The sequence below is a fragment of the Neisseria weaveri genome, from assembly GCF_900638685.1.
GTDB classification, from domain to species: Bacteria; Pseudomonadota; Gammaproteobacteria; order Burkholderiales; family Neisseriaceae; genus Neisseria; species Neisseria weaveri.
Genome location: NZ_LR134533.1, coordinates 340,382 through 364,865, shown reverse-complemented (window position 1 = coordinate 364,865; position 24,484 = coordinate 340,382). Strand labels below are relative to the sequence as shown.

General features: G+C 52.9%; 25 protein-coding genes. 8 read left to right on the top strand and 17 right to left on the bottom strand.

Annotated features, from left to right (window positions below):
* Positions 1-28 precede the first annotated feature (28 nt).
* Together mnmC and EL309_RS01790 are read right to left on the bottom strand one after the other, a co-directional pair.
* Positions 29-1,624, bottom strand: a complete 1,596-nt coding sequence (gene mnmC, locus EL309_RS01795) for an FAD-dependent 5-carboxymethylaminomethyl-2-thiouridine(34) oxidoreductase MnmC (protein ID WP_193777295.1) — start codon at positions 1,622-1,624, stop codon at positions 29-31.
* Positions 1,625-1,725: 101 nt separating this feature from the next.
* Positions 1,726-3,882 carry an AsmA family protein gene (locus EL309_RS01790; RefSeq protein WP_004284204.1) on the bottom strand — a complete coding sequence of 719 codons (2,157 nt, stop codon included), beginning with the start codon at positions 3,880-3,882 and terminating at the stop codon, positions 1,726-1,728.
* 219 nt (positions 3,883-4,101) lie between these two features.
* Between EL309_RS01790 and EL309_RS01785 the strand changes: the two genes are divergently transcribed.
* Positions 4,102-4,989, top strand: a complete 888-nt coding sequence (locus EL309_RS01785; protein ID WP_004284206.1) for a chorismate mutase — start codon at positions 4,102-4,104, stop codon at positions 4,987-4,989.
* Between the two features lie 74 nt (positions 4,990-5,063).
* Here the strand turns inward: EL309_RS01785 and rarD are convergent, their stop codons facing one another.
* The 3 genes from rarD to EL309_RS01770 form a co-directional block, all read right to left on the bottom strand.
* Positions 5,064-5,963, bottom strand: a complete 900-nt coding sequence (rarD, locus tag EL309_RS01780; protein WP_004284207.1) for an EamA family transporter RarD — start codon at positions 5,961-5,963, stop codon at positions 5,064-5,066.
* Between the two features lie 178 nt (positions 5,964-6,141).
* Entirely contained in the window at positions 6,142-6,480 is a 339-nt protein-coding gene (locus tag EL309_RS01775) for a carbohydrate porin (protein ID WP_004284208.1), read from the bottom strand.
* A gap of 114 nt (positions 6,481-6,594) precedes the next feature.
* Positions 6,595-7,443 (bottom strand): mechanosensitive ion channel family protein, encoded by an 849-nt coding sequence (locus tag EL309_RS01770; protein WP_050793678.1) that lies wholly within the window; start codon positions 7,441-7,443, stop codon positions 6,595-6,597.
* A gap of 157 nt (positions 7,444-7,600) precedes the next feature.
* Here EL309_RS01770 and pssA point away from each other — a divergent pair, with 157 nt between their 5' ends.
* Complete coding sequence (pssA, locus tag EL309_RS01765; RefSeq protein WP_004284211.1) at positions 7,601-8,347, top strand: CDP-diacylglycerol--serine O-phosphatidyltransferase; 747 nt, start codon at positions 7,601-7,603, stop codon at positions 8,345-8,347.
* 89 nt (positions 8,348-8,436) lie between these two features.
* A complete protein-coding gene (locus EL309_RS01760) occupies positions 8,437-9,246 on the top strand; it encodes a sulfite exporter TauE/SafE family protein (protein WP_036494852.1) in 810 nt (269 codons plus the stop codon).
* Positions 9,247-9,308: 62 nt separating this feature from the next.
* Here the strand turns inward: EL309_RS01760 and EL309_RS01755 are convergent, their stop codons facing one another.
* The gene (locus EL309_RS01755) at positions 9,309-9,989 is read right to left on the bottom strand and encodes a sulfite exporter TauE/SafE family protein (RefSeq protein ID WP_004284213.1); all 681 of its coding nucleotides are present in this window, start codon (positions 9,987-9,989) and stop codon (positions 9,309-9,311) included.
* A 172-nt stretch (positions 9,990-10,161) separates the two neighbouring features.
* On the opposite strand from EL309_RS01755, the gene lysM reads away from it, so the two are divergent.
* The 4 genes from lysM to EL309_RS01735 all read left to right on the top strand — a co-directional run bounded on the left by lysM (position 10,162) and on the right by EL309_RS01735 (position 14,893).
* Complete coding sequence (lysM, locus tag EL309_RS01750; protein ID WP_004284214.1) at positions 10,162-10,638, top strand: peptidoglycan-binding protein LysM; 477 nt, start codon at positions 10,162-10,164, stop codon at positions 10,636-10,638.
* A gap of 189 nt (positions 10,639-10,827) precedes the next feature.
* Positions 10,828-12,867 (top strand): ATP-dependent DNA helicase RecG, encoded by a 2,040-nt coding sequence (recG, locus tag EL309_RS01745; protein WP_004284215.1) that lies wholly within the window; start codon positions 10,828-10,830, stop codon positions 12,865-12,867.
* A 161-nt stretch (positions 12,868-13,028) separates the two neighbouring features.
* The gene (locus EL309_RS01740) at positions 13,029-13,202 is read left to right on the top strand and encodes a tetratricopeptide repeat protein (protein WP_004284217.1); all 174 of its coding nucleotides are present in this window, start codon (positions 13,029-13,031) and stop codon (positions 13,200-13,202) included.
* 419 nt (positions 13,203-13,621) lie between these two features.
* Positions 13,622-14,893 carry a tetratricopeptide repeat protein gene (locus EL309_RS01735; RefSeq protein ID WP_232014427.1) on the top strand — a complete coding sequence of 424 codons (1,272 nt, stop codon included), beginning with the start codon at positions 13,622-13,624 and terminating at the stop codon, positions 14,891-14,893.
* A 66-nt stretch (positions 14,894-14,959) separates the two neighbouring features.
* Here the strand turns inward: EL309_RS01735 and EL309_RS01730 are convergent, their stop codons facing one another.
* Complete coding sequence (locus tag EL309_RS01730) at positions 14,960-15,709, bottom strand: amino acid ABC transporter permease (RefSeq protein ID WP_036494849.1); 750 nt, start codon at positions 15,707-15,709, stop codon at positions 14,960-14,962.
* 311 nt (positions 15,710-16,020) lie between these two features.
* On the opposite strand from EL309_RS01730, the gene ribF reads away from it, so the two are divergent.
* Complete coding sequence (gene ribF / locus EL309_RS01725) at positions 16,021-16,950, top strand: bifunctional riboflavin kinase/FAD synthetase (RefSeq protein WP_004284224.1); 930 nt, start codon at positions 16,021-16,023, stop codon at positions 16,948-16,950.
* Between the two features lie 262 nt (positions 16,951-17,212).
* Here the strand turns inward: ribF and purE are convergent, their stop codons facing one another.
* The 10 genes from purE to EL309_RS01675 form a co-directional block, all read right to left on the bottom strand.
* Positions 17,213-17,701, bottom strand: coding sequence for a 5-(carboxyamino)imidazole ribonucleotide mutase (gene purE, locus EL309_RS01720; RefSeq protein ID WP_004284228.1), 489 nt, complete (start codon positions 17,699-17,701; stop codon positions 17,213-17,215).
* 73 nt (positions 17,702-17,774) lie between these two features.
* Positions 17,775-18,449, bottom strand: a complete 675-nt coding sequence (locus tag EL309_RS01715) for a tetratricopeptide repeat protein (RefSeq protein WP_040669869.1) — start codon at positions 18,447-18,449, stop codon at positions 17,775-17,777.
* Positions 18,450-18,463: 14 nt separating this feature from the next.
* Positions 18,464-19,132: a class I SAM-dependent methyltransferase gene (locus tag EL309_RS01710; protein WP_004284231.1), complete on the bottom strand. Its 669-nt coding sequence runs from the start codon at positions 19,130-19,132 to the stop codon at positions 18,464-18,466.
* An 11-nt stretch (positions 19,133-19,143) separates the two neighbouring features.
* The gene (locus EL309_RS01705; protein WP_004284233.1) at positions 19,144-19,329 is read right to left on the bottom strand and encodes a DUF3460 family protein; all 186 of its coding nucleotides are present in this window, start codon (positions 19,327-19,329) and stop codon (positions 19,144-19,146) included.
* Between the two features lie 93 nt (positions 19,330-19,422).
* Complete coding sequence (gene nusB, locus EL309_RS01700; RefSeq protein WP_004284234.1) at positions 19,423-19,860, bottom strand: transcription antitermination factor NusB; 438 nt, start codon at positions 19,858-19,860, stop codon at positions 19,423-19,425.
* An 88-nt stretch (positions 19,861-19,948) separates the two neighbouring features.
* Positions 19,949-20,419, bottom strand: coding sequence for a 6,7-dimethyl-8-ribityllumazine synthase (gene ribH, locus EL309_RS01695; protein WP_004284236.1), 471 nt, complete (start codon positions 20,417-20,419; stop codon positions 19,949-19,951).
* Positions 20,420-20,475: 56 nt separating this feature from the next.
* The gene (locus tag EL309_RS01690) at positions 20,476-20,799 is read right to left on the bottom strand and encodes a DUF2185 domain-containing protein (RefSeq protein WP_004284237.1); all 324 of its coding nucleotides are present in this window, start codon (positions 20,797-20,799) and stop codon (positions 20,476-20,478) included.
* 62 nt (positions 20,800-20,861) lie between these two features.
* A complete protein-coding gene (locus tag EL309_RS01685; RefSeq protein WP_004284238.1) occupies positions 20,862-21,743 on the bottom strand; it encodes a DMT family transporter in 882 nt (293 codons plus the stop codon).
* A gap of 219 nt (positions 21,744-21,962) precedes the next feature.
* Complete coding sequence (gene ribBA / locus EL309_RS01680; protein WP_004284240.1) at positions 21,963-23,315, bottom strand: bifunctional 3,4-dihydroxy-2-butanone-4-phosphate synthase/GTP cyclohydrolase II; 1,353 nt, start codon at positions 23,313-23,315, stop codon at positions 21,963-21,965.
* Positions 23,316-23,473: 158 nt separating this feature from the next.
* Complete coding sequence (locus EL309_RS01675; RefSeq protein WP_004284241.1) at positions 23,474-24,364, bottom strand: NAD(+) kinase; 891 nt, start codon at positions 24,362-24,364, stop codon at positions 23,474-23,476.
* Positions 24,365-24,484 lie beyond the last annotated feature (120 nt).

Genomic DNA, 24,484 nt, shown 5'->3' with positions numbered 1-24,484 from the left:
TAAACAACCGGCTTTTTAAGCCGGTTGTTTATTTTTGCAGTAGCGGTTTTTGCCGTGCGATGGCACGGATGATGGTGCGGTTCGGATGGATTGCCGTGCGGATGCGTTGTGAAAGCGGTTGGGGCAGGCCGAGAATGTGTGCGGCGATCATGGCGGAACAGATGGGGGCTGTAGTCAGCCCGCGTGTGCCGTGTGCGGTGTTGATGTAGGCGTCGGGCAGGTAGGGGCAAGGGGTGGTTAAGCGGTAGTTTTTGTCTAATGCCAGTTTGGCATAGGTTTGCTGCATTTCGGAGATGTCGGCAAGCGGGCCGACAATGGGAAGGTGGTCGGCGCTGTCGCAGCGTAAGGCGGCGTGGCCTATATGGGAGAGGCCGTCTGAAAATAATTGGGGGTTATCGGTGAATGCGGCATTGAGCATATTGAGTTGGTCGATATTGGTTTGTAAATCGCTTGGCTGCCAGGTTGTGTCTTGACTGTGTTGTACAAATGTCGCACCGAAGCAATGGTAGCCGCGCCATGCCGGGCTGATATAGCCGTTGGCGGAAATGGCGCATTTCAGCTGGCGGGAAAAGGAATTTTCGGGAAGCAGATCGGTTTGGCCGCGAATTTGGCGGAAGGGGAGGAGGGAAACGTTGGGATCGGGCATCTGTTTGCTTTGTGCGCCTGTGCAATAGACGATATGGCTGCCTCGGATAGTGTGTTTGGCTGTGTGTGCCAACCAGTTTTTGCCGTCATGTCCGCATGAGACCAGCGGATTGTGTGTACTGACTTTGATAAGCGGATGATCGAGCAGGGCTTGAATCAGGCGTTCCGGATTCAGCCATACGCCTTGCGGCCAATATAGGGCACTGTGCCGCAGGGGAATGCCGGAAATTTCTCCGGCTTCGTGTGCCGACAGGTGGCGATAGAGGTGGCGGTGTCGGGTTTGTTGCCCCAATGTGTGATTGCGCAGGCTTTCTTCTTCGCTGTAATCAAGATGCAGTATGCCGTTGCCGCCCCAGCCGTTTTGGTCGGGCAGTATATGTTGCAACAAGCGGCGGGTATAGCCGTAGCCGCTGAGCAGCAGTTCGGTCTGCTCGGTATCGTGCGGAGAAATTTTGGTATACAGCAGCCCTTGGTGGTTGCCTGAAGCGGCCTGTGCGGGTTTGCCTGATTCGATAACGGTGACGGATACGCCGTGTTTGGCCAATTCGTATGCGGTCGAAGCGCCGGCTATACCGGCTCCGATGATTAAAACATGTTCGGGCTGCCGGGGGCGGGGAATGTCAAACCATGGTTTTTGCGGTTCGGGCAGGCTTTGTGCTACCGGTTCGTTTTGCCAAACGGGGGTGGTTGGAAAATATTCGTGAATGCGGCCGGCATGGGCCGGCGGCAGTATCCACAAATAAACACCGGGCAGGATGTTTTCAAATACGTTGGCGCTGTTGAATTGCAGGCATTGCTGTTGTTTGATCAGGTTTTGATGCAATAGGGTTTCTGTGGCATTTGGATTTTCAGACGGCCTCCAAGTCGGAAAGGTATCATTTTGCAGGCAGATAATCCAATATTGCGGCGCGGGGTGCTGCCGATAGGTTTTAACGAGATCTGTCAACGGGGGAATTCCGTTCCAAGCTAGGTAGGTCATGGTTGAGGCCGTCTGAAAAATATTCAGCAAATATCTTTTATCAATATGGATTTTGTATTGCCGTATCGTTTATTTATTGTTTTCTGTTTGCGGTTAAAACATTATTTGCCGGAGAGTGGCGCAGTGTTATTACGCGGCTTGAGCCATTGCCATTGTTCTTTGAGGGCGTCGGTTAAGGCTTTTTTCCGTTCTTCCGGTGTTTGCAGACCGGAGGTTAGGCGTTGGAAGTCAACGGTTACGGAAGGGTTGTCGAGCGGTCCGCTGATTTTCAGGGGAATGGGTTTGGCTTTGGGGTTGGCGGCATTGTAAATGGTCAGGTTTTCTTCGATGGTTTGGTCGTTCAGATTGGTTTGGCCGTTGCTGCGGATAATGAAATTTTCCGCAATCAGTTCGGTGTCGTTGTGACGGTTGATGCCTTCTTCTATGGTGCTGCTGAGCGACAATTGGCGGAAAGGGGTATGGATCTCCGTATCGATGTCTTTGAGCTTGGTATTGTTACGGACATTTTGCAGGACATTGCTGATGTCTATACCCAGCCAGGCACCGTTGGAAACATTGAGTTTGAGGCTGCCTTTTAATGAGCGGGTTAAATCGGCACGGTTGCTGCCTTGTGCGGTCAGGTCGATAGCAGTGTGGCCGTTGCCGCTGATGTTGTGGTAGTTGAGAATATCCTGCAGGAGCGGGCGGATGTTGATGTTTCTGCCTTTTTGCTGCAAATGGTAGGAAAGGGGGGTAGTGTTGCGCACGGTCAGTCCGGCTTCGACTTTGCCGCCGTAGAGGTCGGCTTTGGCTTGGGATAAGGAAATGTGGTTTTCGTCGGCAGCAAGCTGTGTATTCAGGTTGTTGAGCAATAAGCCGGGCATGATCATGCTGCCGATTGCGAGTTCTGTTTGAAGTTCGGGCATCCAGGCATAGCCGAGGAGCTTGGGGTAAACCAACTCGGTTTGGGCATCGAAGCCTTCCAAATATGGGGTCAATATCAATTTCTGCAGGTTGATTTTCCCGCCTAAAACCGGTTTGCTGCCGTTTTCGCCTGCGGTGTAGTTTAGGGACAGGGAAGCCGGGTGGCGGTCGAACATGCCTTTCAAATCCAGTTGCCAGTTTTGCGGGGAAGTGCCTTGCAAAGTGCCGTTCAGCAGGCCGGAGAAACGGGGTTGTGCCGCGCTGCCTTGCTTGTCTTGCAGGGTGGTTACTTTGAGATTGTGCGAAGTGGGGGCGCGGCCGCGTTCCCACAGCAGGTCGCCGGAAAGATTGACGGTGGTTTGGTAGCGGGGCGTTTGCAGGCTGTTGCTCAATTCGAATTCTTCGGTAGTGGCAATATTGCGGCGCAGATTGAGTTTGGCCAACATGAAAGAGCTGTTGACGGTTAAATCCTGTTCGTATTTTGCTGTAAACAGGCCGCTGATTTTGCCGATGTTGAGTACGTTGTTCTGCCATTGGGCAACCGGTGCTTCGGCGTTGAAATGCAGGTCGGCAAAGGGGCTGTTGCCGCTGACATGGGTGTTGTTGAGCGTCAATTGCCGGGTCGCGGCATGCCATTCCAAATTGCTTTGAATCGAGAGTTTGACCGGGCGGTTTCGGATTTGTGATTCCGTCGATAAATCGAGATGCGGAATGTACCAGCCTTTTTGCGTACCGGTCAGCCTGCCGCTGCCCGTCCATTGGGCGGTATTGCCGCGATATTGGATACTGCCTTGGTTTTCGATGCGGTAGGCATCATTGTCTTTAAGCACTTTGAGGGAAAGGTCGCGGACGCGGTAGCTTTGTTCTTGTCTATGGATATCGAGACGGCTGTTTTCAACGATAAAACGGTTGACCTTGAGCGTGTTTCTGCTGCGGTTTTGTAGCAAGTCTGCCAAACTCCAGCTGCCTTCGGGTGTTTCCGACAACTCGGCGTCCAAACCGTTGACCACCCATTTTTCAATTGCGGGCGTGCCGCCAAACAGGCTCTGCCAGGCCAAGCCTATCTTCATGCTTTGGATTTGTACGGCCGCATTGGGGGAGTCGGGGCGGCTGATGCTGATTTGGTTTAGGGTAACGGTAGGGCGGGGCAGCCAGCTGCGTTGGATGTTGCTGTGGTTGAAGCTGAGGGTCCGGTTGGTGTTGCCGACAATTTCTCCGGCCAGTCCGCTGAGACGTTCCGTGCTGAAAATCTGTTGTAGAAGCAGATGCAGGCTCAGGATACCGATTAATACGGCCATGCCGCAAAAACTGATGAACTTAAGCCAGAATTTACCGGATTGGAAAAGGCGGGTCATGTCGGACGCTGTAATGGAAAACGAGCGTTGAGTATATCACACGAAGGCCGTCTGAAAACCCGGAGTACACGGCCGCTTGATTTGATTGGAAATAGGGCGGATTATTTTGCGGCGGATATGCCCGGATTGCGTTTGAATCCGGCAGGCGGTCAGGCGGTGTCATGGTCAATTTGTCGGATTTGCTATAGTATGCGTTGATTCAGGATAAAGGAGTGGTTCATGATTATCGTGATGCAGAAGCATGCCGATGAGTCGGCAGTTGAAAATGTGATTAAGGTAATCCGCAGCCGCGGTTTGCAGGAACACGTTTCCCGCGGAGAAGAACGGACGATTATCGGCGCGGTTGGCGATGAAAGGGTGTTTCACCCGCATGAGATCGAAAACCTGCCGCAAGTAGAGCGGGCAATACGGGTATTGAGCGACTGGCGGATCATCAGCCGTGAAACCCAGCCGGAAGACAGCATGATTGCCGTGCGCGGTGTGGTGTTCGGCGGAGGCAAAATGTTGGACATTGCAACCGATACGGTGCGTTTGGATCGTGCCGATGCGGTGCTGACCGATCCGTTTTACCTGCCTTCGCGGCCTTATGCCGATTGCCATGGTCAGGCAGCAAGCAGCGAATCGGTGCAGATACGGGAAATGCAGACCCTTGTCCGCAACGTACATGCGACAGGCAAGCCGATTATGGTGCGGATACGCGATGTGCGCCAGATTGAGCCGGCATTGGCGGCGGAGGCCGATATTCTGTATTTGGGCGGCGAGCTGATGAGCAACCGTGCTTTGCAGGACGAAGTAGGCCGGCTGAATACGCCGGTGGTGTTGTGCAAAGACAAACACCACCGTGTAGACGAGTGGCTGATTGCGGCCGAACACATTGCTTTGCGCGGCAACCACCATATTATTTTGGGCGAAGCAGGCACATTGAGTTTCGAGCCCGAGCATACCTACCGCTTGGATGTCGATGCGGTGGTGCGTGCACGCAAAGTCAGCCACTTGCCCGTGATTGCCAATATTACCCGCCTGTGGCACGGCGATATGCCGCAGGAAGTGTTGTACCGTTTGGCGCAGGCTGCCGGAGCAAACGGCGTCATCAGCAGCTTGCCTTAATTCATACGGTTTGATTCCAAACCGATTTGCTTGATCAGTATAAAGGCCGTCTGAAATTTCAGACGGCCTTGGCATTACGGTATCAAAGTATGTTTCGGTTTGCGCATTTTCAGCCAACCGTCCAGTAGGCTGAGTCCCAAGCCCGTCCATATTAAAGCGTAAGTAATCAGCGACTGTGCCGATACGGGTGCTTTGAGCACCATAACGGCCAAAGCAAACAGTAAAACCGGTTCGAGATAACTGAGCATGCCGAACAGTGTAACCGGCAGCAGACGGCTGGCTTGTAAGTTCAGCTGCATGGCCGCCGTGCTGACGCAGCCCAGCAGCGGAATCAGCAGCCAATATTTCGACGGCTCCGACCATACGTCCATGCCGTGAGGCTGCATCAACAAATAAGCGAGCGATGCGGGCGTGATAAAAGTCAAATCAATCAGCAGGCCGGTGAATACGGGAACGCGCAGGGTACGGCGAGGGATATAGTAGAGCGGATAAGTGGCGAAAATCCAAAGCGTTGCCCATGAAAAAGCATGGGTTTGCCACAATTCGTGCATAACGCCGAGCGCGGCAAAGCCGACGGCCAGCCATTGCAGGCGGTTGACATATTCGGCCAGAAAAATCCGGCCGCACAACACCATCATCAAAGGAAACAGAAAATAGCCCATGGCCACATCGACGCCGTAGCCGTTTAGCGGCCCCCACATAAACAGCCACAGTTGGCTGGCCAATATCGGCGTCGGCAGCAGAATTGCCAGCCACTTTTTCCAGTCGGTGCCGATACTGCGTATATAGGCGGTCACTTCGGCGGTGCGGCGGTTAAACAGCAGAATCAGCCAAAGCAGCAACATGCTGACCATGCGCCAAGCGAAAACTTCGGTGCCGCTCATGGGCGACATCCAGCGGCCGTAAAGATACAGCACGCCGAACAAGATGTTGGACAAAATGGCTGCAATAACGCCTTTTTGAAGTTCGCTCATAACCGTCTCGAAGTGGGATAAGCCGGTTATTGTAGGCGATAACAGCAGTTTGCGAAACAGGGGCAAGAGCCGCCCGGTTGATTGTGGTTATCGGGTCAAATATGGCAAAAAGGCCGTCTGAATTTTCAGACGGCCTTTTTGGGCAATAAAGTTGCGGTCAGCGCAAAACGGCTGATGTTTAATCGAATTTTTTACAGCGGATATCGTGTTCTTGGCAGAAGATGCCGTCGTTGGTTTTCCTGCAGGCTTTCTTGACCGCCAAACGGGCAAGACCTTCGTTTTTATCGGAGGCTTCGTAATCTTTACCGAACACCGACAATTTGCAGATATAAACCCGATTGGACGGAGAGCGGTGTTCGATAATGATATTTTGGTGGCGGTTTTGGTTTTGCTCTAAAAGGGCGATGCGTTTTTCCAGATAGTCGATACGCGCTTCCAAAGCGTTCAAACGGGCGTCGCTATGGGCAAAAGCGGGAGCGGACAAGGCAGCAAGCAGCAGGAGTAGGGTTTTGTTCATATCGTTTTCCTTATTAATTAAACATTAAAACGCAGATTGAATGGTTTGGGAATCAGCGGCAAACGGAAGAGGCCGTCTGAAAATATCCGGATTTTTCAGACGGCCTTGCCGTTTTTATTTGGACGAATCGGGTGTAAACCCGGTGATGTGTACGTCTTGTTGCGGGAACGGAATATTGATATTGACGGCACGCAGGTTTTCGACGACCTGTTCGTATAAATCACATTGGAAGCCCCACCAATCGGCTTCGGTTGTCCACGCCCACAGCGTAATTTCGATAGCGCTGTCGGCAAGGTTGGTGATCTGTACGCTGGCCTGCTTTTCCGTTTGCAGGCACTTCGGGTGTTCGGTTGCCGCAGCGAGAATCGCGGCTTTGGCAACTTTCAGATCGCAGGCATAATCCACGCCGACTTTTACTTGCGCACGCCATAAAGGCAGTGAAGATTTATTGATAATCGTACCGCCCATAATCAGGCTGTTCGGAATCACCACTTCTTCGTTGGCATAAGTGCGCAGCGAAGTTTGGGCGATTTTGATTTCCCGCACATAGCCTTCAAAACCGGAAGATTTGATGTAGTCGCCGACTTTAAACGGGCGGAAGAAGATAATCAGCGCGCCGGCGGCAAAGTTCGACAGCTGGTCTTTCAGCGATAAACCTACGGCCAAGCCGGCACCGCCGATGAGTGCGGCAGCGGACGTGGTCGGTACACCCACTTGGTTGAGTGCGGTCATGATTACCAAAACCAGCAGCAATACATAAGCCACATTGCATAAAAAGCTGACCAGCGTAATATCGACTTTGGCGCGGTTCATCGCCAAACGCAGCAGTCGGACGATTTTTCCGGCCAGCCATTTTCCGATTAAAAAGATGGCCAGCGCGGCGGCCAGATTCATGCCGAAGTTAACGGCTTTTTCGCTTAGCAGCTCCCATTGCTGCCATTGGGTGAAAGATTCCTGGTTCATCGTCAGATTGGTATTTTTTACGGATTTAACCGAAACAGTATAACCGATTTCCAATCTGCGATTAAGCAGGGCGGGGGAATAGGGTTTTGCCTGCCTATGCGGTATAATGGGCTTTTTTAGACAGAGGCCGTCTGAACGCGGCCGGATATCGAAAATTATGGAAACACCTGCACCAAACCGTACAAACCGGCTTTCTCTGCGCCAGAACAGTATTTACCTGCTGCCGAATTCCTTTACGATCGCCGCTTTGTTTTCCGCCTTTTTTGCCATTACCCAGGCCATGCACAGCCATTATGAAACGGCGGCGATTGCGGTGTTTATTTCGATGTTGCTGGACGGTATGGACGGCCGGGTGGCGCGTTGGACGAACAGCCAAAGCGCGTTCGGCGAGCAGCTCGACAGCTTGGCGGACATGGTGAGCTTCGGTGTCGCACCGGCGTTGATCGTGTATAAATGGCAGCTGTGGCAGTTTGGTAAGGTCGGCTATTCCGTGGCCTTTATTTATTGCGCTTGTGCGGCGTTGCGTTTGGCTTTGTTCAACACCTTGATCGGCAAGGTGGACAAGCGTTGGTTTATCGGTATCCCCAGCCCGACGGCGGCGGCTTTGATTGTCGGCCTGATTTGGGTTGACCACAGTTATGAAGTGTTTCCGGCGGTAGAATGGTGGGCGCTGATTATTACCCTGTTTGCCGGTTTGTCTATGGTGGCGCAGATTCCGTTTTGGAGTTTCAAAGAAATCAACGTCCGCCGCAAAGTGCCGTTTTTCGTGATGATTCTGGCCATGCTCGGCCTGCTGGTGGTGGCGTGGGAGCCTTCGCTGGTGTTGTTCCTGTTTTTCTTGGGATACAGCTTGTCGGGCTATGTGGTGTTTGCCATGAAATGGTTTAAATCGCGCAAACACTAAAACCGTATTTATCATAAGGCCGTCTGAAATTTTCAGACGGCCTTATGTCGAACAAAAACAAAATAAACAAGATTAATAGGAGCGAAACCATGTGGGCTTGGGAAACCATTATCATGATGTTGGCGGTCGGCTATCTGACCGGCCTGATTGCCGGAATTTTCGGCGTCGGCGGCGGCACGATTCTGGTGCCGCTGGTGTTGTGGATTTTGCAGATGCAGGGTTTGGACGGCATCGCCTATGCCCAACATTTAGCCATCGGTACAACTTTTGCCGTGATGGTGTTCACGTCGTTTTCGAGCATGTATTCCCAGCATAAAAAGCAGGCGGTTGATTGGGAAATATTGAAAAGCATGATTCCGGGAACGCTGCTCGGTGTGGCGGGCGGTGCGGTGGTTGCCCAATATCTGCCGAAAACCGGCCTGCAGATTTTCTTTACCGTGTTTATTTTTATTTTGGCCGTCCGCGCGCTGATGGGCGTCAAGCCGAAACCGTCGCGCCAGCTGCCCGGCAAAAAAGGCTTGTTCGGCATCGGCGGGCTGTTTGGCGTATTGTCGAGCTGGATCGGTATCGGCGGCGGTTCGTTAACCGTGCCTTATCTGACATTCTGCAATGTGCCGGTACACCGTGCGGTCGGCACGTCGGCCGCTTTGGGGTGGCCGATTGCCGTTGCCGGCGCCATCGGTTATTGGTTGGCAGGTTTGAATGCGGAAGGCTTGCCGGAAAGCGCATCGGGCTTTATTTACCTGCCTGCCGTTTTGGTGCTGGCGTTTGCCACCATCATTGCCGCGCCCACCGGCGTAAAGTTGTCGCACAAACTGCCGGCAGACAAGCTGAAAAAAGGTTTCGGTCTGCTGCTGCTGTTGATTGCCGTCCGTATGGCTTGGAAAATTATTGCTTAAGATCGGATTTGCGGTAGATTGGTGAAACAGGCCGTCTGAAATTTCAGACGGCCTGTTGATATTCATAATCGGATAAAGCCCAGAAAAATCCCAAGCTGCCAAATTGCCCAAGCGGAAACCGAAAGCCCGGCAATCCGGCGCACGTTTTTGTTTTGCAGCAGGCTTTTCAATTGGGTGGCAAACAGACCGGCGGCCAACAGATTCGGCAGTGTTCCCAAAGCAAACGCCGCCATCAGCATACCGCCTTGAACCGCGCTGCCGCCGCCGAGCGCGTAAAGCGAGGCACTATACACCAAACCGCAGGGCAGCCAGCCCCACAACAGGCCGACGCCGAAGCAGGCGGGAATGCTTTGGATCGGCAGCAGCTTATTTAAAATCGGATTCAGGCGTTTCCAAACCGGCTTGCCCAGGCTTTCGATTTTTGAAGCCGCGGCAGAAATTCCGGCCAAATACAGTCCCAATAAAAACAGCAGAGCATTGGCGGCAATAAACAGAATATTTTGCAGCTGGCGGGTTTCGTCTAAAGAAATACCGATTTGCCCGAGCGCGCCCAACAATGTGCCGATAAGGATATAGCTGCTGATGCGGCCGAGATTCAGCAGCAGGATCAGACCGAAGCGGTTGATATGCGGCGGCAACTGCAGGGCAAATGCGCCGGATAAGCCGCCGCACATGCCGATACAGTGTCCGCCGCCGAAAAAACCGATAAGAAACAGAGTGAAGTAGCTGATTTCGCTGCCCATGGCCGTCTGAAAAAATAAAAAACGTATTGTAGCAACAATCCTAAGGCTTCTGTCGGATTATGTAAAACAAAGTAATCCTAAGCCCGCGCGCTTGAAAAATACGGTGTGAAGCCACAAGATAGCGGGGGTCGACAAAGGTTGGCCGATTATTGATACACACAGGAGCAAACACATGGGCTTATTCAGCTTTATTAAAAATGCAGGCGAGAAACTTTTCGGTAAAGACGAAAAAGAAGTAGCGGCAGCCGCTGCGGCCAACGTAGAAGACTTAAACCAAAAAGCTTCCGCCGCCATTCAAAAATACATCGAAACCCAAAACCTGGGCTTAACCGGCTTGGCAGTGAGTTTTGACGGCGCAAGCGGCAAGGTTACCCTGAAAGGTTCCGCGCCTTCGCAAGAAGCCGCCGAGAAAGCCGTTTTGGCGGCAGGCAACGTAACCGGGGTATCCGACGTCGACAACCTGCTCGACTTCCCGGCTGCCGCAGCGGCGCAATATCACGACGTAGTCAGCGGCGACACGCTGTCTGCCATTGCCAAAAAATACTACGGCGATGCCAACAAATACATGAAAATTTTCGAAGCCAACAAACCCATGTTGAGCGACCCGAACAAAATCTATCCGGGACAAAAACTGCGCATTCCGGAATAATCCGAACTGCCTGTTTTCCATCTTCAAAAGGCCGTCTGAAAATTCAGACGGCCTTTTGCTATTCTTTTTTGTTAAAGAAACAGAGTAGGGCGGGGCAGCGTCGATTTCAGTTTTCCATCCTTTCTCCCTATAATAGGGCGGAGCGGTACCGTGCCGCCATTATTGATCATCCAACCCGCCCCAGCCGCCATGACACCTGAACACCAAAAGCTGCTCAAAATCACCGACACCGCCGCCAAAAAGCTCGAAAAGCTCAACCTGCACACCCCGTGGGACGTTGCCCTGCACCTGCCGCTGCGCTACGAAGACGAAACCCACATCATGCCGATAAAAGACGCACCTATCGGCGTGCCGTGCCAAGTCGAAGGCGTCGTAACTTTGCAAGAAGTGCAGTTCAAACCGCGCAAGCAGCTCATCGTGCAGATTCAAGACGATTCCGGCAGCGTGCTGTTTCTGCGCTTCATCCACTTCTACCCCAGCCATCAAAAACAAATGGCGCAAGGCAAACGCATCCGCGCCGTGGGCGAAATCAAACACGGTTTTTACGGCGACGAAATGATCCACCCCAAAATCCGCGATGCCGACAACAGCAGCCTCGCCGAAAGCCTCACCCCCGTTTACCCCACCGTCAACGGCCTCAACCAGCCCACCTTGCGCCGCATCGTTCAGACGGCCTTAGAAGCCCTGCCCCTGCACGACACCCTGCCCGACGAACTCTTAGGCCGTCTGAAACTGCCGCACTTGGCCGAAAGCCTGCGCCTCCTGCACGCCCCGCCGCCCGATTACAGCATCCGCCAACTTTCAGACGGCACCCTCCCCGCATGGCAGCGGCTCAAATTCGACGAACTGCTCGCCCAACAGCTTTCCATGCGGCTCGCACGGCAAAAACGCATCAGCGGGCAGGCCGCCCCCCTGCACGGCACCGGCGAATGGTCGGGCAAACTGCTCAACGCCCTGCCCTTTTCCCTCACCCAAGCCCAACAGCGCGTGCTGGCCGAAATCCGCGCCGACATGCGCCAAACCCACCCCATGCACCGCCTGCTGCAAGGCGACGTAGGCAGCGGCAAAACCATCGTTGCCGCCCTGGCCGCCCTCACCGCCATCGAAGCCGGCAGCCAAGTTGCCGTGATGGCGCCCACCGAAATCCTCGCCGAACAGCACTACCTCAAATTCAAACAATGGTTCGAGCCGCTCGACCTCAGCGTTGCATGGCTTTCCGGCAGCCAGCGCAAAAAAGCCAAAGAACAAAACAAAGCCGCCCTTTCAGACGGCCTCGCCCCCATCGCCGTCGGCACCCACGCCCTCTTTCAAGAAGACGTACAGTTCCACAACCTCGGCCTCGTCATCGTCGACGAACAGCACCGCTTCGGCGTCGCCCAACGCCTCGCCCTCAAAAACAAAGGCCAAGACGTACACCAGCTCATGATGTCCGCCACCCCCATCCCCCGCACGCTGGCCATGAGCTTTTTCGCCGACCTCGACGTTTCCGTCATCGACGAACTGCCGCCCAACCGCACCCCCATCCAAACCCGCCTCGTCAACAGCCTGCGCCGCCCCGAAGTCGAAGGCTTCGTACTCAACACCTGCCGCAAAGGGCGGCAGGTTTACTGGGTCTGCCCCCTCATCGAAGAAAGCGAAACCCTGCAACTACAAACCGCCACCGAAACCCAAGCCGCCCTTCAAGCGGCCCTACCCGAACTCAGCATCGGCCTCGTCCACGGCCGCATGAAAGCCACCGAAAAAGCCCAAGTGATGGCCGAATTTGCCGCAGGCCGTCTGAACGTACTCGTCGCCACCACCGTTATCGAAGTCGGCGTAGACGTACCCAACGCCAGCCTCATGGTTATCGAACACGCCGAACGCATGGGCTTGGCACAACTGCACCAACTGCGCGGACGCGTAGGCCGCGGAGCCGCCGCCAGCACCTGCGTCTTACTCTTCGCCGAACCCCTGAGCGAGCTGGCCAAAGCCCGCCTCAAAGTCATCTACGAACACACCGACGGCTTCGAAATCGCCCGCCAAGACCTCAACATCCGCGGCCCCGGCGAATTTCTCGGCGCACGCCAAAGCGGCGTACCCATGCTCCGCTTCGCCAACCTCGAAGAAGACCTGCACCTTTTAGAAAAAGCCCGCGAAATCGCCCCCCAACTGATTGAAGAGAACCCCGACATCGTCGAAGCCCATCTCAACCGCTGGCTGGCGAGCAGGGAAAGTTATTTGGGAGTTTGAAGGTTGTTGGGAAACATTAGAGGCCGTCTGAAAAAAGATTTTCAGACGGCCTCAACTGCAAGCTGTTGGTATGAAATGGATAGTGAAGGATTTGGAAACAATTTCACTTCAAAATTTATTAAAATACGCAATGGTTACTTATGGATTTAATCAAGGGATAAATGATGGATGCTGCTAAATTGATAAATGAAGGATACGAACTATTCAAAGCTGGAAAATATGATGAAGCTATTCAAAAGCTGAATGAGGCATTAGCAAGCATTCCGGATAAAACACAAGACATTCAAAACCAAGTGAATGCTCAGTCTTGGCTAGGGCAGTGTTATATGGAGTAAGCCATCAAAGCTTCGGATGCCCGGCAGGCTGACCAAAGGTTTGGCCAAACCATCGAACACTTTAAAGTGGAATACGCTGATATTTGCGACAAATTAGATGAAGTCATTCTAGGCACCAATTAAGAGCGGGCAGGAGGAGAGCAAAAAGTGGAAGCATTCCGCTATCTGTTGAAGCAGAAACTGCCGCACATTAAAGTGTCGCATTCTTCTTTGCCGATTAATGCGGCGCAGGTTGTCCGCAAGCCGTAGTGGTAAATATGTTGTGAACGGCGCGGCGTGACCTGCTGCATTTGAAAAAATACAATAGACAAGGTTATGATTGAGGCCGTCTGAAAAAACGGGGTTTCCTAACACGGAAGCGGCGGATTTTTCAGACGGCCTTGTTTTTCGATATTAAAAATTATGGGGAAAATAACAATATGAAACCGAAGCTTTCGCCGCAGTTGCAGAAAATACAGAAAAAGCTGGATGTGATTTCGGCTGCATTCCGACAATATATGGATAGGCAGCAATACCGCGAGGCGGTGTTGGAGGCGGTCAAGGCGCATAAGCTGATTCCGAAGTCGGTGGTGCCGTTGAGCGATGCGGCAACGGCGGCGGTGAAGGGCAGTTTGTGGGACGAGGGGATTGTGTATGCGAAAAAGGCGTTGCAGCGTGATGCGCGGCATATGAATTCTTTGGATGCGCTGGCGCATGCTTATGGCGGTAAGAAGGATTGGGAGCGTTGTGCGGTGTACGGCCTGCAGGCTTTGACGCTGCGCGATGAGGCGGTGTCGGCGGCGTGTGTCGTGCCTGCTTTGCCGGAAACGGTTGCGGCCGGCGGTAAGAATGTTATTGCGTTTTCGCTGTTTGGCGGCAGTTCGGAATATATCGAGCCGGCGGTCATGAATGCGGAATTGGCCGGGGAGGTTTATCCGGGCTGGGTGTGCCGTTTTTATGTGGACGGCAGTGTGCCGGAGCAGGCTTTGCGGCGTTTGCGCCAATACGGCGCGGAAGTGGTGCGCGTGGACGAAGCGGCGGAGCAGTGGCCGGGTACGATGTGGCGTTTTTTGGCGATGGACGATAAAGAGGCCGGCCGTGTGATTTTCCGTGATGCGGATTCGGTGATTTCACAGCGTGAAGCAAAAGCGGTCAACGAGTGGGTGACAAGCGGCAAGCTGTTTCATACGCTGCGTGATGCGGGAACGCATACGGAATTGATTTTGGCGGGTTTGTGGGGTGCGGTAGCCGGTGCGGTGCCGGATATGCGCGGCAAGGTTGAGGCGTATGTGGCCAAGCCGTTGGCTTCCCGCCATTTTGCCGATCAATGGTTTTTGCGCGAGCAGGTTTGGCCTTATGTGCGTCAGAGTTTGTGTGCGCACGACCGTATTTTCGGTTTTATGGATGCGTTGCCTCTACCTGCGCCGGACGATTTCGACGATTTCCGCTTCCATGTCGGCTGCAATGAGGGTAATTCGGGTTTTCAGGCGGCCTATGCTTTGCCGGACGGCAGCCGTGTGAAGTGGCGTTTGTTCAGCAAAGTGTCGCCGTTGGTTAACGAGGATTATTCTTATAACGAGCTGCCGGAGGAGCGTTTGGTGTGCGAATATGAAACAACGGTGCAAAACGGTATGATCAGCGGCCAGATACCGCGCCGTTATGCCCGGGGTTTTGAAAAAGGTTTGAGCAGGATGACGGTGGAGGCCGTCTGAAATTTTGAGGATTGGGATAAAAAAACACCTGCCGTTTGTTTGGCAGGTGTTTTTTCAGACGGCCTTTTAGCGGTGGCCGGCGGTGTTGTAGCGTTTTTCCATCCATGAGAAGAACCAGCTTAAGCACATGGTCATCACCAAATAGATCAAGGCGATGGTGTATAAAGGTTCTTCGTAAACGCCGAAGCGGCCGGAAATGGTTTTTTGTACATAAGCCAGCTCGGCTACGGCAATGGCGGACAACAGCGAGCTGTCTTTCAGCAGGGTGATGAATTCGTTGGCCAACGGCGGCAGCATGCGGCGCAAGGCTTGCGGAATGATCACGTAGCGCATGGCTTGCGGATACGACAAACCCAAAGAACGGGCGGCTTCGAGTTGGCCGCGGTCGATGGATTGGATACCGGCGCGGAAAATCTCGGTAATGTAGGCGCCGGCGTTGGCAGTCAATGCCAGCAAGCCGGCAATCAGCGCGCCGTAATCGCGGCGCAGCTCAACGGCGGCTTCACCGCTCACCAGCAGGCCGTCGGCAGGGTGGATTAAGGCTACCGCCCACACGAAATACCAAATAAAGATTTGTACGAACAACGGCGTGCCGCGAAACAGGGTAACGTAAATCGAGGAAAGCGTGCGGATAAGCCAAGCCAACGCTTTCAGTAGCGGATTGCCTTTTTCAAAGCGGATAATCCGTGCCAGTGCGCCGATCAGGCCGAGTATGGTGCCGCCCAAAGTGGCAACGACGGTCAGGCCGAGGGTAGTTAATGCACCGTATAAGAACATCTCGCGATATTCATAAATTATGTCGAAACGAAAATCCATATGTTTGTCTTGCTGTCCGGAAAAACCAAATTTTGCGGTTTGGTTGCTGGTATTGGAAACACGGGCAATGGCTGCACGCACGGAAATGATAAAAAGATGTGCCGAAGCCTGCAGGGCAAGCCGGCGAACCCGATATTTTACAAGAAAATACCCCAATTGAAATTTTTTTATTCAAAGTTTTTATCTTCAAGCAGAAAATAACGGTGTTTTACCGCAGGTTTGCAGATGTTTTTCAAACCTTGCAAGGTTTATAAAAGGGTTAATAAGGTTTACAATGCCGGATTGTCTTTTGTTTGAACTGCCAAAAAGTTATGAAAATCTGGTTCGGTCAGGGATGTAGTCCTGATTTTCCGCAAGGTGCGGCTGTGACAATCGGTAATTTCGACGGCGTCCATATCGGACACCGGCATATCCTGCGCCGTTTGCGCGAAGAAGCAAAGAGCAGGAATCTGCCGGTTGTCGTAGTCATATTCGAGCCGCAACCTCAGGAATTTTTCGCCGCCAAAAGCGGCCGCCCTCTGCCTTACCGTTTAAGCCCGTTGCGCCGCAAACTCAAGCTTTTGAAAGAAACCGGCTGCGTGGATGCGGTGTGGATTTTGCGCTTTAATCAGGCATTTGCCGATATGGAAGCGCAAACTTTTATCAGCAGCCTGCTGCGCGATACGCTCAATACCAAATATCTGCTGATCGGCGACGATTTTCGTTTCGGTGCAGGCCGTGTCGGCGATTTCGATTTGCTGCAAAAACAGCAGGATATGGTAACCGAGCGTACACCTTCGGTGATTACCGAAAATATCCGGACCAGCAGCACCGCTGTCCGAAAAGCACTTTCAGACGGCCTGATGGATTATGCTAAAAAACTTTTGGGCGATTATTACAGCTTGGGCGGCAGGGTAAAACACGGCGCAAAGCTAGGCCGTACCATCGGTTGTCCGACGGCGAATGTGCAGCTGCCCAATCATCATTACGCATTGAGCGGCGTATTTGTGGTCGAGGTGGAAGGGCAGTTCGGCAAGCGGCGCGGCGTTGCCAGCTTCGGATACAATCCCACTGTTTCTTCCAACAGCCGGCAGAAATTGGAAGTGCATATTTTTGATTTCGGAGGCGATTTATACGGTCAGAGAATAGAAGTACGTTTTTTGCATAAGCTGCGCGACGAAGTAAAGTTTGACAGTATCGATGAGTTGAAACAGCAGATTTGGGCAGATATGGACGCAGCCCGAAACTGGGTTTGCGCTTAAAATTTTCAGGCGGCCTCAGGTTAGGAAAATCGTTGTTTTAGGTTCGGTTTTGTAGCAGTCTTGGATTGTGGAGACCTATTAAGCAGTTTGGTTTCGGATGGAAATTTGAGTATCAATATCCGGTTTGCGCTGACTGACTTTTTTCATCCGGCCGTCGTTCCAGCGGGGAATGCGGTATTTTTATTTCATATTTTAGCGGCAGCAAAAAAGCCGCCTGTAAACTGAAGGGTTTGCAGACGGCTTTTTTGTTGGCTAATTAAGTTTATTCCGCTTCCGGCAACGTCATTTCTAAAACAGTTTGTGCCTGTTTGGCGCGGAAGTGTGCCAGTTTTTGCGCCAAATCGGGGTTTTCGTTTGCCAGCAGAGACACGGCAAACAGGGCGGCATTGGCGGCGCCGGCTTCACCTATGGCGAAGGTGGCGACGGGTACGCCTTTGGGCATTTGCACGATAGAGAGCAGGGAATCTTCTCCGCGCAGGTATTTGCTGGGAACGGGCACGCCTAAAACGGGTACGGTGGTTTTGGCGGCAACCATGCCGGGCAGATGTGCGGCGCCTCCTGCACCTGCGATAATGGCTTTAATGCCGCGTTCGCGGGCGGTTTCGGCGTATTCGAACATCAAATCGGGGGTGCGGTGGGCGGAGACGACGCGCGCTTCGAATTCGACGCCGAATTGTTTTAAGAATTGGGCGGCGTGCTGCATAACGGGCCAATCGCTGTTGCTGCCCATGATGATACCGACTTGTACCATAAGAATTTCCTTTAAAATTGGGGTTGAATACGCAGGCCGTCTGAAAATCGATATTTTTCAGACGGCCTTATTGTTAACGTACGTTTAGTTTTTTGTATGCCTGTTTGGCGGCTTTGCTTTCGGGGTAGGTTTGGATCAGCTTGCTCCATGTGTCGCGGGCAATGTCTTTCTGCTGCATTTTGGCTTGGCACTCGGCAACACGGTATAAGGCTTCGGGTGCTTCGTCGTTGCCGCGGAAGCGGTTGGCGTAGCGCAGGCCGGTTTGAATGGCGGATTCGCAATTGCCTAAACGGAAGTGGCTTTGAAACAGCAGATACAGGCTCAGACGTGCGGTTTCGTCGCCGTTACCGCCGTCTGCGGTTTTCAATAGGGCAGCGGCAGCGGCATAGTTGCCTTGGCGGTATTGCTGTTGGGCTTCCCTAAGGGTTTGTACGGCTTGGGGCTGGACGCTGTCCGCCGGTGTGTGCTGCGTCGGAAAGTGATAGGGAACGGGGGCGGGCAGGGCTTGCCGTTTTCTGTGTTCCAGTTGTTCGATTTGCTGCTGGAGCCGTTCGATTTGGTTTTCCAAGCGTGCGACCCGAATGCCGAGATGGTTGATTTGGCTGTGTAAATCGGGCTCGGGGTAGGGGATGCCGTTGGCGGCAGGCTGCTCGGTTGCGTTTGGCGGTTCGGCCGCTTGGGATGCTGCGCTTGCGCAGGCGTTCAGTAGAAAAACGGTGGAAAGCAGTAATGTGCCGATTCGGTTCATTAGGGTTTCTCCGGTTATTTCTTCAGCAGCAGGGTCAAGCCGTCGCCGACGGGAAGGGTAATCGGAATAATACGGTTGTCGCGGGGTAGCGAGGCGTTGAAGGCTTGCAGAATAGGCAGACTGGGCGGGCTGTTTTCGTTGGGCGGTGAAATGACCCTGCCGTTGAGCAATACGTTGTCGATCGCAATCATGCCGCCGCTGCGTACCAATTGCAGGCAGCGTTCGAAGTATTGCGGTGTGGGCGGTTTGTCGGCATCGATAAAGGCGATGTCGTAGCTTTCGGATTCGCCGTTTTCGATGAGTTCGTCCAAAGTCAGCAGAGCGGGTTGGAGATGCAGGGTGATTTTGTGCGCCACACCTGCAGCCTGCCAGGTTTCATGCGCAATATCGGTAAAGCTGACATTGATATCGCAGGCGGTAATGCGGGCCTGATCGGGCAAAGCCAAAGCCATGGCGGTGCTGCTGTAACCGGTAAAAACGCCGATTTCCAAATAGCGTTCGGCTTTCATCAAGCGTGCCAGCCAGGTGAGCAGGGCGGCCTGTTCGGGGGCAATGGCCATTTTGCCTAAGCGGTGTCCTTCGGTGCGTTGTCTGAGACGGACAAGTGCGGGATGTTCAACTTCGCTGATTTGCCGCAAATAGGCGGTAAGCCCGGGATCGATATTGCGTGTGTTTGTGGTCATGGCAGCCTGTTTTAGTCGGGCTGGTAGGCGTAGGGTTTTTTGGGCAGTTTGGCTGCTTCGAAACCGGCCTGTTCTTCGGGGTTGAGTTCTACATCCCACAGCAGGCCGCGGTTTTTCAGGCGTTGTGCGGCTTCTTCGGGATGTTTTTCGATGTAGTCGTCTAAAAATTGGGTGGCATCGGATTTATAGTGGTACATGATTTTTTCCTTAGTAGTAGCAAGTGTGGAACGGTTGTTTTCAGACGGCCTCATGGTTGCGGTTTGAACGGGCGGCCGGGTTTCAACTGTTTGTTATTTGCGCTTGGGATCGTTGGGGCGCAATCTTGAAGCCAATTTGTCGAGAATGCCGTTTACAAACTTATGACCGTCGGTGCTGCCGTAAGTTTTGGTGACTTCGATGGCTTCGTTGATGATAACGGGATAAGGGGTTTCCGGTATGGCCGATAATTCGTGGCAAGCCATCAGCAATACGGCACGTTCGATAGGGCTGAGTTCGTTTTCATCTCTGTCCAGTAAAGGGCGGATAATTTCGAGATATTCGGCGCGGTTGGAATAGGCACCGTAAAACAGTTTGGTAAACAGCTCCTGATCCGCTTTGGCAAATTCGGCCTGCAACTCGGTATCTTCCTGAATATTTTTAACGATTTCCGGTGCCGGGCTTTCGTTGAGTGTGGCTTGGTATAAGGCTCTGACGGCAAATTCGCGTGCGCGGCGACGGGGTGTTCTCATGATGTTTCCTTTTTCTTGCTTGGATTTCAGACGGCCTTTTGATGCAGAAATAAGACTGAGGCCGTCTGAAAAATACGGGTCGTGCGGTTTAGTCGTCGAGCTGGTCGGCCAACAGATAGTTTACCAAGTTGCCGCATTCCACGGCTACTACGGCGGCATCGGCGGCTTTTTCTTCAATGCGCGCGTGTGCCTGTTCGTCGTTTTCGGTGGTTAGAATGGCGTTGGCGATGGGGATGTTGTAATCCAAGCTGACACGGGTGACGCCTGCGCCTGATTCGTTGGCTACCAGTTCGAAGTGGTAGGTTTCGCCGCGGATGACGGCACCGATGGCAATCAGGGCGTCGAAACGTTCGCTGGAAGCCATGTTTTGCAGAACGATGGGGACTTCCAATGCGCCGGGCACGGTGGCGAGCGTGATGTTTTTGTCTTTAACGCCCAATTCCTGCAGTTTTCGGGTGCAGACTTCGACCATGGCGCTGCCGATTTCGTTGCTGAAGCGTGCCTGTACGATACCGATCCGCAGGTCTTTGCCGTTAATGTTGGGTTCGATGATGTTCATGTTTTCTTTCGGAAATAAAAAAGCGAGGCCGTCTGAAAATTCAAACGGCTTGCGGTTCAGTCTTTGGGTTGCCAGTCGGCAACGGCTTGGAACGTGCCGTTTTCGCCCAGCTCCCATGCCGTGCCTTCGGGTTGGTTGAGAAAGGCTTCTATGGCAGGGTTGTTTTTGCTGATATGGCTGATGCCGTACACGGTAAAGTTGTCCGGATTGTCGGTGTATTCGTCAGTTTCGTTGCCGTTGAAAAAGCGCCAACCGCTGTCGTTTTCAAAAACAGGGACTTCGCGGTACATGAAGCCGACCGGCTGTCCTTGTTCGCTGACGGTTTTGGCGGCGATACAGCGCCCCAGCGCGGTTGAAAGTGCATTGGCAAATTTGTTCATGTTCCGGAGGTGTTGTGTTTAAAGTTGGAATTTTACACGATTTACTTGTTTTTCGCAGAAGATTAATCGTGTTTGTTTTTCAGCGAACCGAGATAAATGGCGGCCAAGGTAAGGAATGCGCCGCCCCACTGTACCGCGTTGATGGGTTTGTCGAGCAGGAAATAGTCGAATACCAGCGCGGCAACGGGTTCGCTCAATAAAAGCAGGCCGGTTAGCGATAAAGACAGCAGCGGAATCGCATAGGCAATCAAGCCCCAGGCAAAGCACTGCATGACGGCGCCGTAGATGAGTATCAAGCCGACATCGCGCAAGGTGGTAGGGTAAAGTTGGTGGAAATCGAAAGCCAGCATCGGCGGGAGCAGGGCCAGCATGCCGCCGAAGCTGACCAGTAACATCATGGGGAAAAGGGGTGTTTGTTGGACTTGATGGGTTTTGCGTACGAATACCATCGACAGTGCGAGCATGGCGCCGGATACGATGCCGCTGATGAATCCCCAGACGGCATCGGTGTTGTGGTGGAATTCGGGGCTGCCGATCATGGCGACACCGGTTACGGCCATTAATAGGCTGAAGATTTGCAGTTTGCTGAGGCGTTCGCCGAAAAAAAAGAAACCGATGGCGGAAAGGAAAAAAATCTGCAGGCTGTTGAGCAGGGTGGAAATGCCGGGGCCGACGGCGTGTACGCTTTCGTGCCACAGTCCCAAGTCGATACCCAAAAACGCACCTGCCAGCAAGGCGTTGCGTATGGCTTTGCGTTGCGAAGGAAAGCGTTGTCCGAAAAAGCGCATCAGCAGCCAGAAGATAACGGCAGCCACTGCCAAACGCCAAAAGGCAATGGCGTAAGCGCCGACGGGGACGAATTTGACAATCAGGCTGCCCATGCCGAAAACGATACAGCCGATGACGAGTAAAGGTGCGGCATGTCGGTTGGCGTTGTCGCTCATAAGGATTCTTCTTTTTATGTGTGGGGGTTGAATGATTCAGACGGCCTTGCGAGCCGTGAAGCATTGTATGTGAAACGCAGCGGTTTAGATAGACGGTATGCAGGAAGCTCTTTGTTGGAAATGCCCGGAAGCCGGAAAAGCAGCCGTTAAAGCAAAGGCCGTCTGAAAATTTCAGACGGCCTTAAGTCAAAGAAATTTGAACCGGTTTTGTTTTTACTTTCAAACCGGCGCTTCTTCAAAGCCAACCACTTCCAAACCGAAGCCGGTTAGGCCGTTCATGGATGAGGGTTTGCCCATCACGCGCATTTTTTGCACGTTTAAGCAGGCTAGAATCTGTGCGCCGATGCCGTAGGTTTTTCTGTCCCATTTGCGTACTTGGAAGCTGTTTTTCGGCAAGGTTCTGTCTAATAATGCCGCGCCGTCTTCAGTGCGGTGCAACAGGATAATCACGCCTGCTTCGGCTTGTTGGATATGCTCCAGCGCTTTGGGTAAAGACCAAGAATGGTTGGGGTCGGCTTGGATAAAGTCCATCACGCTAAACGGCTCGTGTACGCGCACCAAGGTTTCTTTTTCGGGCGACAATTCGCCTTTTACCAAAGCCAAATGGGTTTCGCCGGAAAGTTTATCGACATACACATGCTGCTGAAACTCGCCCCAAGGGGTGTTCACGGTGGTGTCGCCCATTTCTTCGAGCAGGCTTTCGGTGCGGCTGCGGTATTCGATCAAATCGGCGATGGTACCGATTTTCAGATTGTGTTCTTCGGCAAACTTCATCAGCTCAGGCATACGCGCCATGGTACCGTCGTCGTTGAGAATTTCGCAGATGACACCGGCGGGAATCAGGCCGCTCATTTGTGCTAGATCGACGGCGGCTTCGGTGTGTCCGGCGCGCACCAATACGCCGCCTTTTTGCGAACGCAGCGGGAAAATGTGGCCGGGCTGGACGATGTCTTCGGCTTTAACCGTCGGCGACACGGCCGTCTGAATCGTTAAGGCGCGGTCTGCGGCGGAAATGCCGGTGGAAATGCCGTGGGCGGCTTCGATGGATACGGTGAAGTTGGTGCCGTATTGTGCGCCGTTTTTCTGCGTCATCTGAGGCAGGTTTAAGCGGTCGACCAGCTCGTCGTTCATCGGCAGGCACACCAATCCGCGGGCATGTTTGATCATAAAATTAATGGCTTGCGGCGTTACAAATTGGGCAGCCATGATTAAATCGCCTTCGTTTTCGCGGTCTTCGGCGTCGGTAATGATGACCATTTTGCCGGCTTTGATGTCGGCTAAAATTTCTGGAATGGTGGAAATGTGCATGGAGCGGCTCTTTGATGTTGTGGTTGGTGTGGAATAGGCTTCGTTTGGATGGCCGTTGTGGTCTTGATCCAGCCAGCATGAGGGCATACCGGCGGATTGTTCGATTTTGCGTGCTTTGCGTTCGCCGAATGCTTTGTTTTTAAGCAGGGAGGAAAGCTCGCCTTGATTGATACCGGTTTCGGCGGCAAACAGGGACTGTTGACCGTTGTACAGGCGTTCTATCCAGCGGCGCAGGTTGTGTCTGCGAAGCTCGGTGATGTCCATAAGCGGATGTGCTCGGAGTGAAAAAAGATGCTGCGATTGTACGCGCCTTGTTTTTTTAAGTAAATATCAAAATATAGGATTTGAAATTTACTTAAAAGTAAATTTCAGCCGGAATTTTTAAGGCCGTCTGAATTTTCAGACGGCCTATGTAAAACGGTTTAAACCAGCTGTTCGCCCCAATGCAGTTTTTGGCGCAGGGTTTTGTAGTATTGATAGTCGGTCGGATGCAAAACACGCAGGGGATGGCGGTAGCGGTGGATTTGAATGCGGTCGAAAGTTTGGATGTCGACAAACGACTGCCCGTCGAAATGCACGCGCGCATCGCCGCCTTGCGTCACCAGAATATCGATTTCGCAAGTGTCGGAAATGGCAATCGGGCGGTTGGTCATGGATTGGGGGCAAATCGGTACCAAGGTAAAAGCCCTTAGGCTGGCTTGCAGAATCGGGCCGCCTGCGGCCAAAGAATAGGCGGTAGAGCCTGTCGGCGTGGAGACAATCAGGCCGTCGGAGCGTTGGGTATAAACAAATTCTTTATTGATGAATACTTCGAATTCAATCATTTGCCCCGCACCGCCTCGTGAAAGCACTACGTCGTTGAGCGCCAGTGCGCCGGTGAGCGGATAGCCGTCGCGGATCACTTGGGTTTCCAGCAGAATGCGTTCTTCAGGCAGGTATTTGCCGGTCAGCATGCCCGAGAGGGTTTTTTCCATTTTGTTGCGGGGAACTTGGGTCAGGAAGCCGAGATGGCCTTGATTCACGCCGATAATGGGAACGCGGTAGGGAGCGATTTTCCGAGCCACGGAGAGAAAAGTACCGTCGCCGCCGAGCACAATCACCAAATCGCATTTTTTGCCGAGATGGTCTTTATCGGTGATGTGGCATTTTGCGCAATCTTCCAGGGTGGCCGCACCGTGTTCGATACTGGCTTCATCCAGATAAACATTCAAATCCAGCCCGATCAGGAAATCCATCAAAACTTTGAGGGTTTCTTGAATATGCGGTGTTTGGGGGCGGGTAACGATGCCGATATGCTTGAATTGGCTGATCATGGCACAGCTCGGTAAACGGGTAAAAAAGTATTATCGCAAATAAACTTTGTTTCTGCTATGGCATTGCGCGCCTTGACGGCTGGCCGGACGGTTTGTTGTTCGAGATTGGGGATTGTAAAG

What these genes read in the sequence shown, in the direction of transcription:
- mnmC (WP_193777295.1), bottom strand. Translation starts at nt 1,624, where the DNA reads ATGACCTACCTAGCTTGGAACGGAATTCCCCCGTTGACAGATCTCGTT.
- EL309_RS01790 (WP_004284204.1), bottom strand. Translation starts at nt 3,882, where the DNA reads ATGACCCGCCTTTTCCAATCCGGTAAATTCTGGCTTAAGTTCATCAGT.
- EL309_RS01785 (WP_004284206.1), top strand. Translation starts at nt 4,102, where the DNA reads ATGATTATCGTGATGCAGAAGCATGCCGATGAGTCGGCAGTTGAAAAT.
- rarD (WP_004284207.1), bottom strand. Translation starts at nt 5,963, where the DNA reads ATGAGCGAACTTCAAAAAGGCGTTATTGCAGCCATTTTGTCCAACATC.
- EL309_RS01775 (WP_004284208.1), bottom strand. Translation starts at nt 6,480, where the DNA reads ATGAACAAAACCCTACTCCTGCTGCTTGCTGCCTTGTCCGCTCCCGCT.
- EL309_RS01770 (WP_050793678.1), bottom strand. Translation starts at nt 7,443, where the DNA reads ATGAACCAGGAATCTTTCACCCAATGGCAGCAATGGGAGCTGCTAAGC.
- pssA (WP_004284211.1), top strand. Translation starts at nt 7,601, where the DNA reads ATGGAAACACCTGCACCAAACCGTACAAACCGGCTTTCTCTGCGCCAG.
- EL309_RS01760 (WP_036494852.1), top strand. Translation starts at nt 8,437, where the DNA reads ATGTGGGCTTGGGAAACCATTATCATGATGTTGGCGGTCGGCTATCTG.
- EL309_RS01755 (WP_004284213.1), bottom strand. Translation starts at nt 9,989, where the DNA reads ATGGGCAGCGAAATCAGCTACTTCACTCTGTTTCTTATCGGTTTTTTC.
- lysM (WP_004284214.1), top strand. Translation starts at nt 10,162, where the DNA reads ATGGGCTTATTCAGCTTTATTAAAAATGCAGGCGAGAAACTTTTCGGT.
- recG (WP_004284215.1), top strand. Translation starts at nt 10,828, where the DNA reads ATGACACCTGAACACCAAAAGCTGCTCAAAATCACCGACACCGCCGCC.
- EL309_RS01740 (WP_004284217.1), top strand. Translation starts at nt 13,029, where the DNA reads ATGATGGATGCTGCTAAATTGATAAATGAAGGATACGAACTATTCAAA.
- EL309_RS01735 (WP_232014427.1), top strand. Translation starts at nt 13,622, where the DNA reads ATGAAACCGAAGCTTTCGCCGCAGTTGCAGAAAATACAGAAAAAGCTG.
- EL309_RS01730 (WP_036494849.1), bottom strand. Translation starts at nt 15,709, where the DNA reads ATGGATTTTCGTTTCGACATAATTTATGAATATCGCGAGATGTTCTTA.
- ribF (WP_004284224.1), top strand. Translation starts at nt 16,021, where the DNA reads ATGAAAATCTGGTTCGGTCAGGGATGTAGTCCTGATTTTCCGCAAGGT.
- purE (WP_004284228.1), bottom strand. Translation starts at nt 17,701, where the DNA reads ATGGTACAAGTCGGTATCATCATGGGCAGCAACAGCGATTGGCCCGTT.
- EL309_RS01715 (WP_040669869.1), bottom strand. Translation starts at nt 18,449, where the DNA reads ATGAACCGAATCGGCACATTACTGCTTTCCACCGTTTTTCTACTGAAC.
- EL309_RS01710 (WP_004284231.1), bottom strand. Translation starts at nt 19,132, where the DNA reads ATGACCACAAACACACGCAATATCGATCCCGGGCTTACCGCCTATTTG.
- EL309_RS01705 (WP_004284233.1), bottom strand. Translation starts at nt 19,329, where the DNA reads ATGTACCACTATAAATCCGATGCCACCCAATTTTTAGACGACTACATC.
- nusB (WP_004284234.1), bottom strand. Translation starts at nt 19,860, where the DNA reads ATGAGAACACCCCGTCGCCGCGCACGCGAATTTGCCGTCAGAGCCTTA.
- ribH (WP_004284236.1), bottom strand. Translation starts at nt 20,419, where the DNA reads ATGAACATCATCGAACCCAACATTAACGGCAAAGACCTGCGGATCGGT.
- EL309_RS01690 (WP_004284237.1), bottom strand. Translation starts at nt 20,799, where the DNA reads ATGAACAAATTTGCCAATGCACTTTCAACCGCGCTGGGGCGCTGTATC.
- EL309_RS01685 (WP_004284238.1), bottom strand. Translation starts at nt 21,743, where the DNA reads ATGAGCGACAACGCCAACCGACATGCCGCACCTTTACTCGTCATCGGC.
- ribBA (WP_004284240.1), bottom strand. Translation starts at nt 23,315, where the DNA reads ATGGACATCACCGAGCTTCGCAGACACAACCTGCGCCGCTGGATAGAA.
- EL309_RS01675 (WP_004284241.1), bottom strand. Translation starts at nt 24,364, where the DNA reads ATGATCAGCCAATTCAAGCATATCGGCATCGTTACCCGCCCCCAAACA.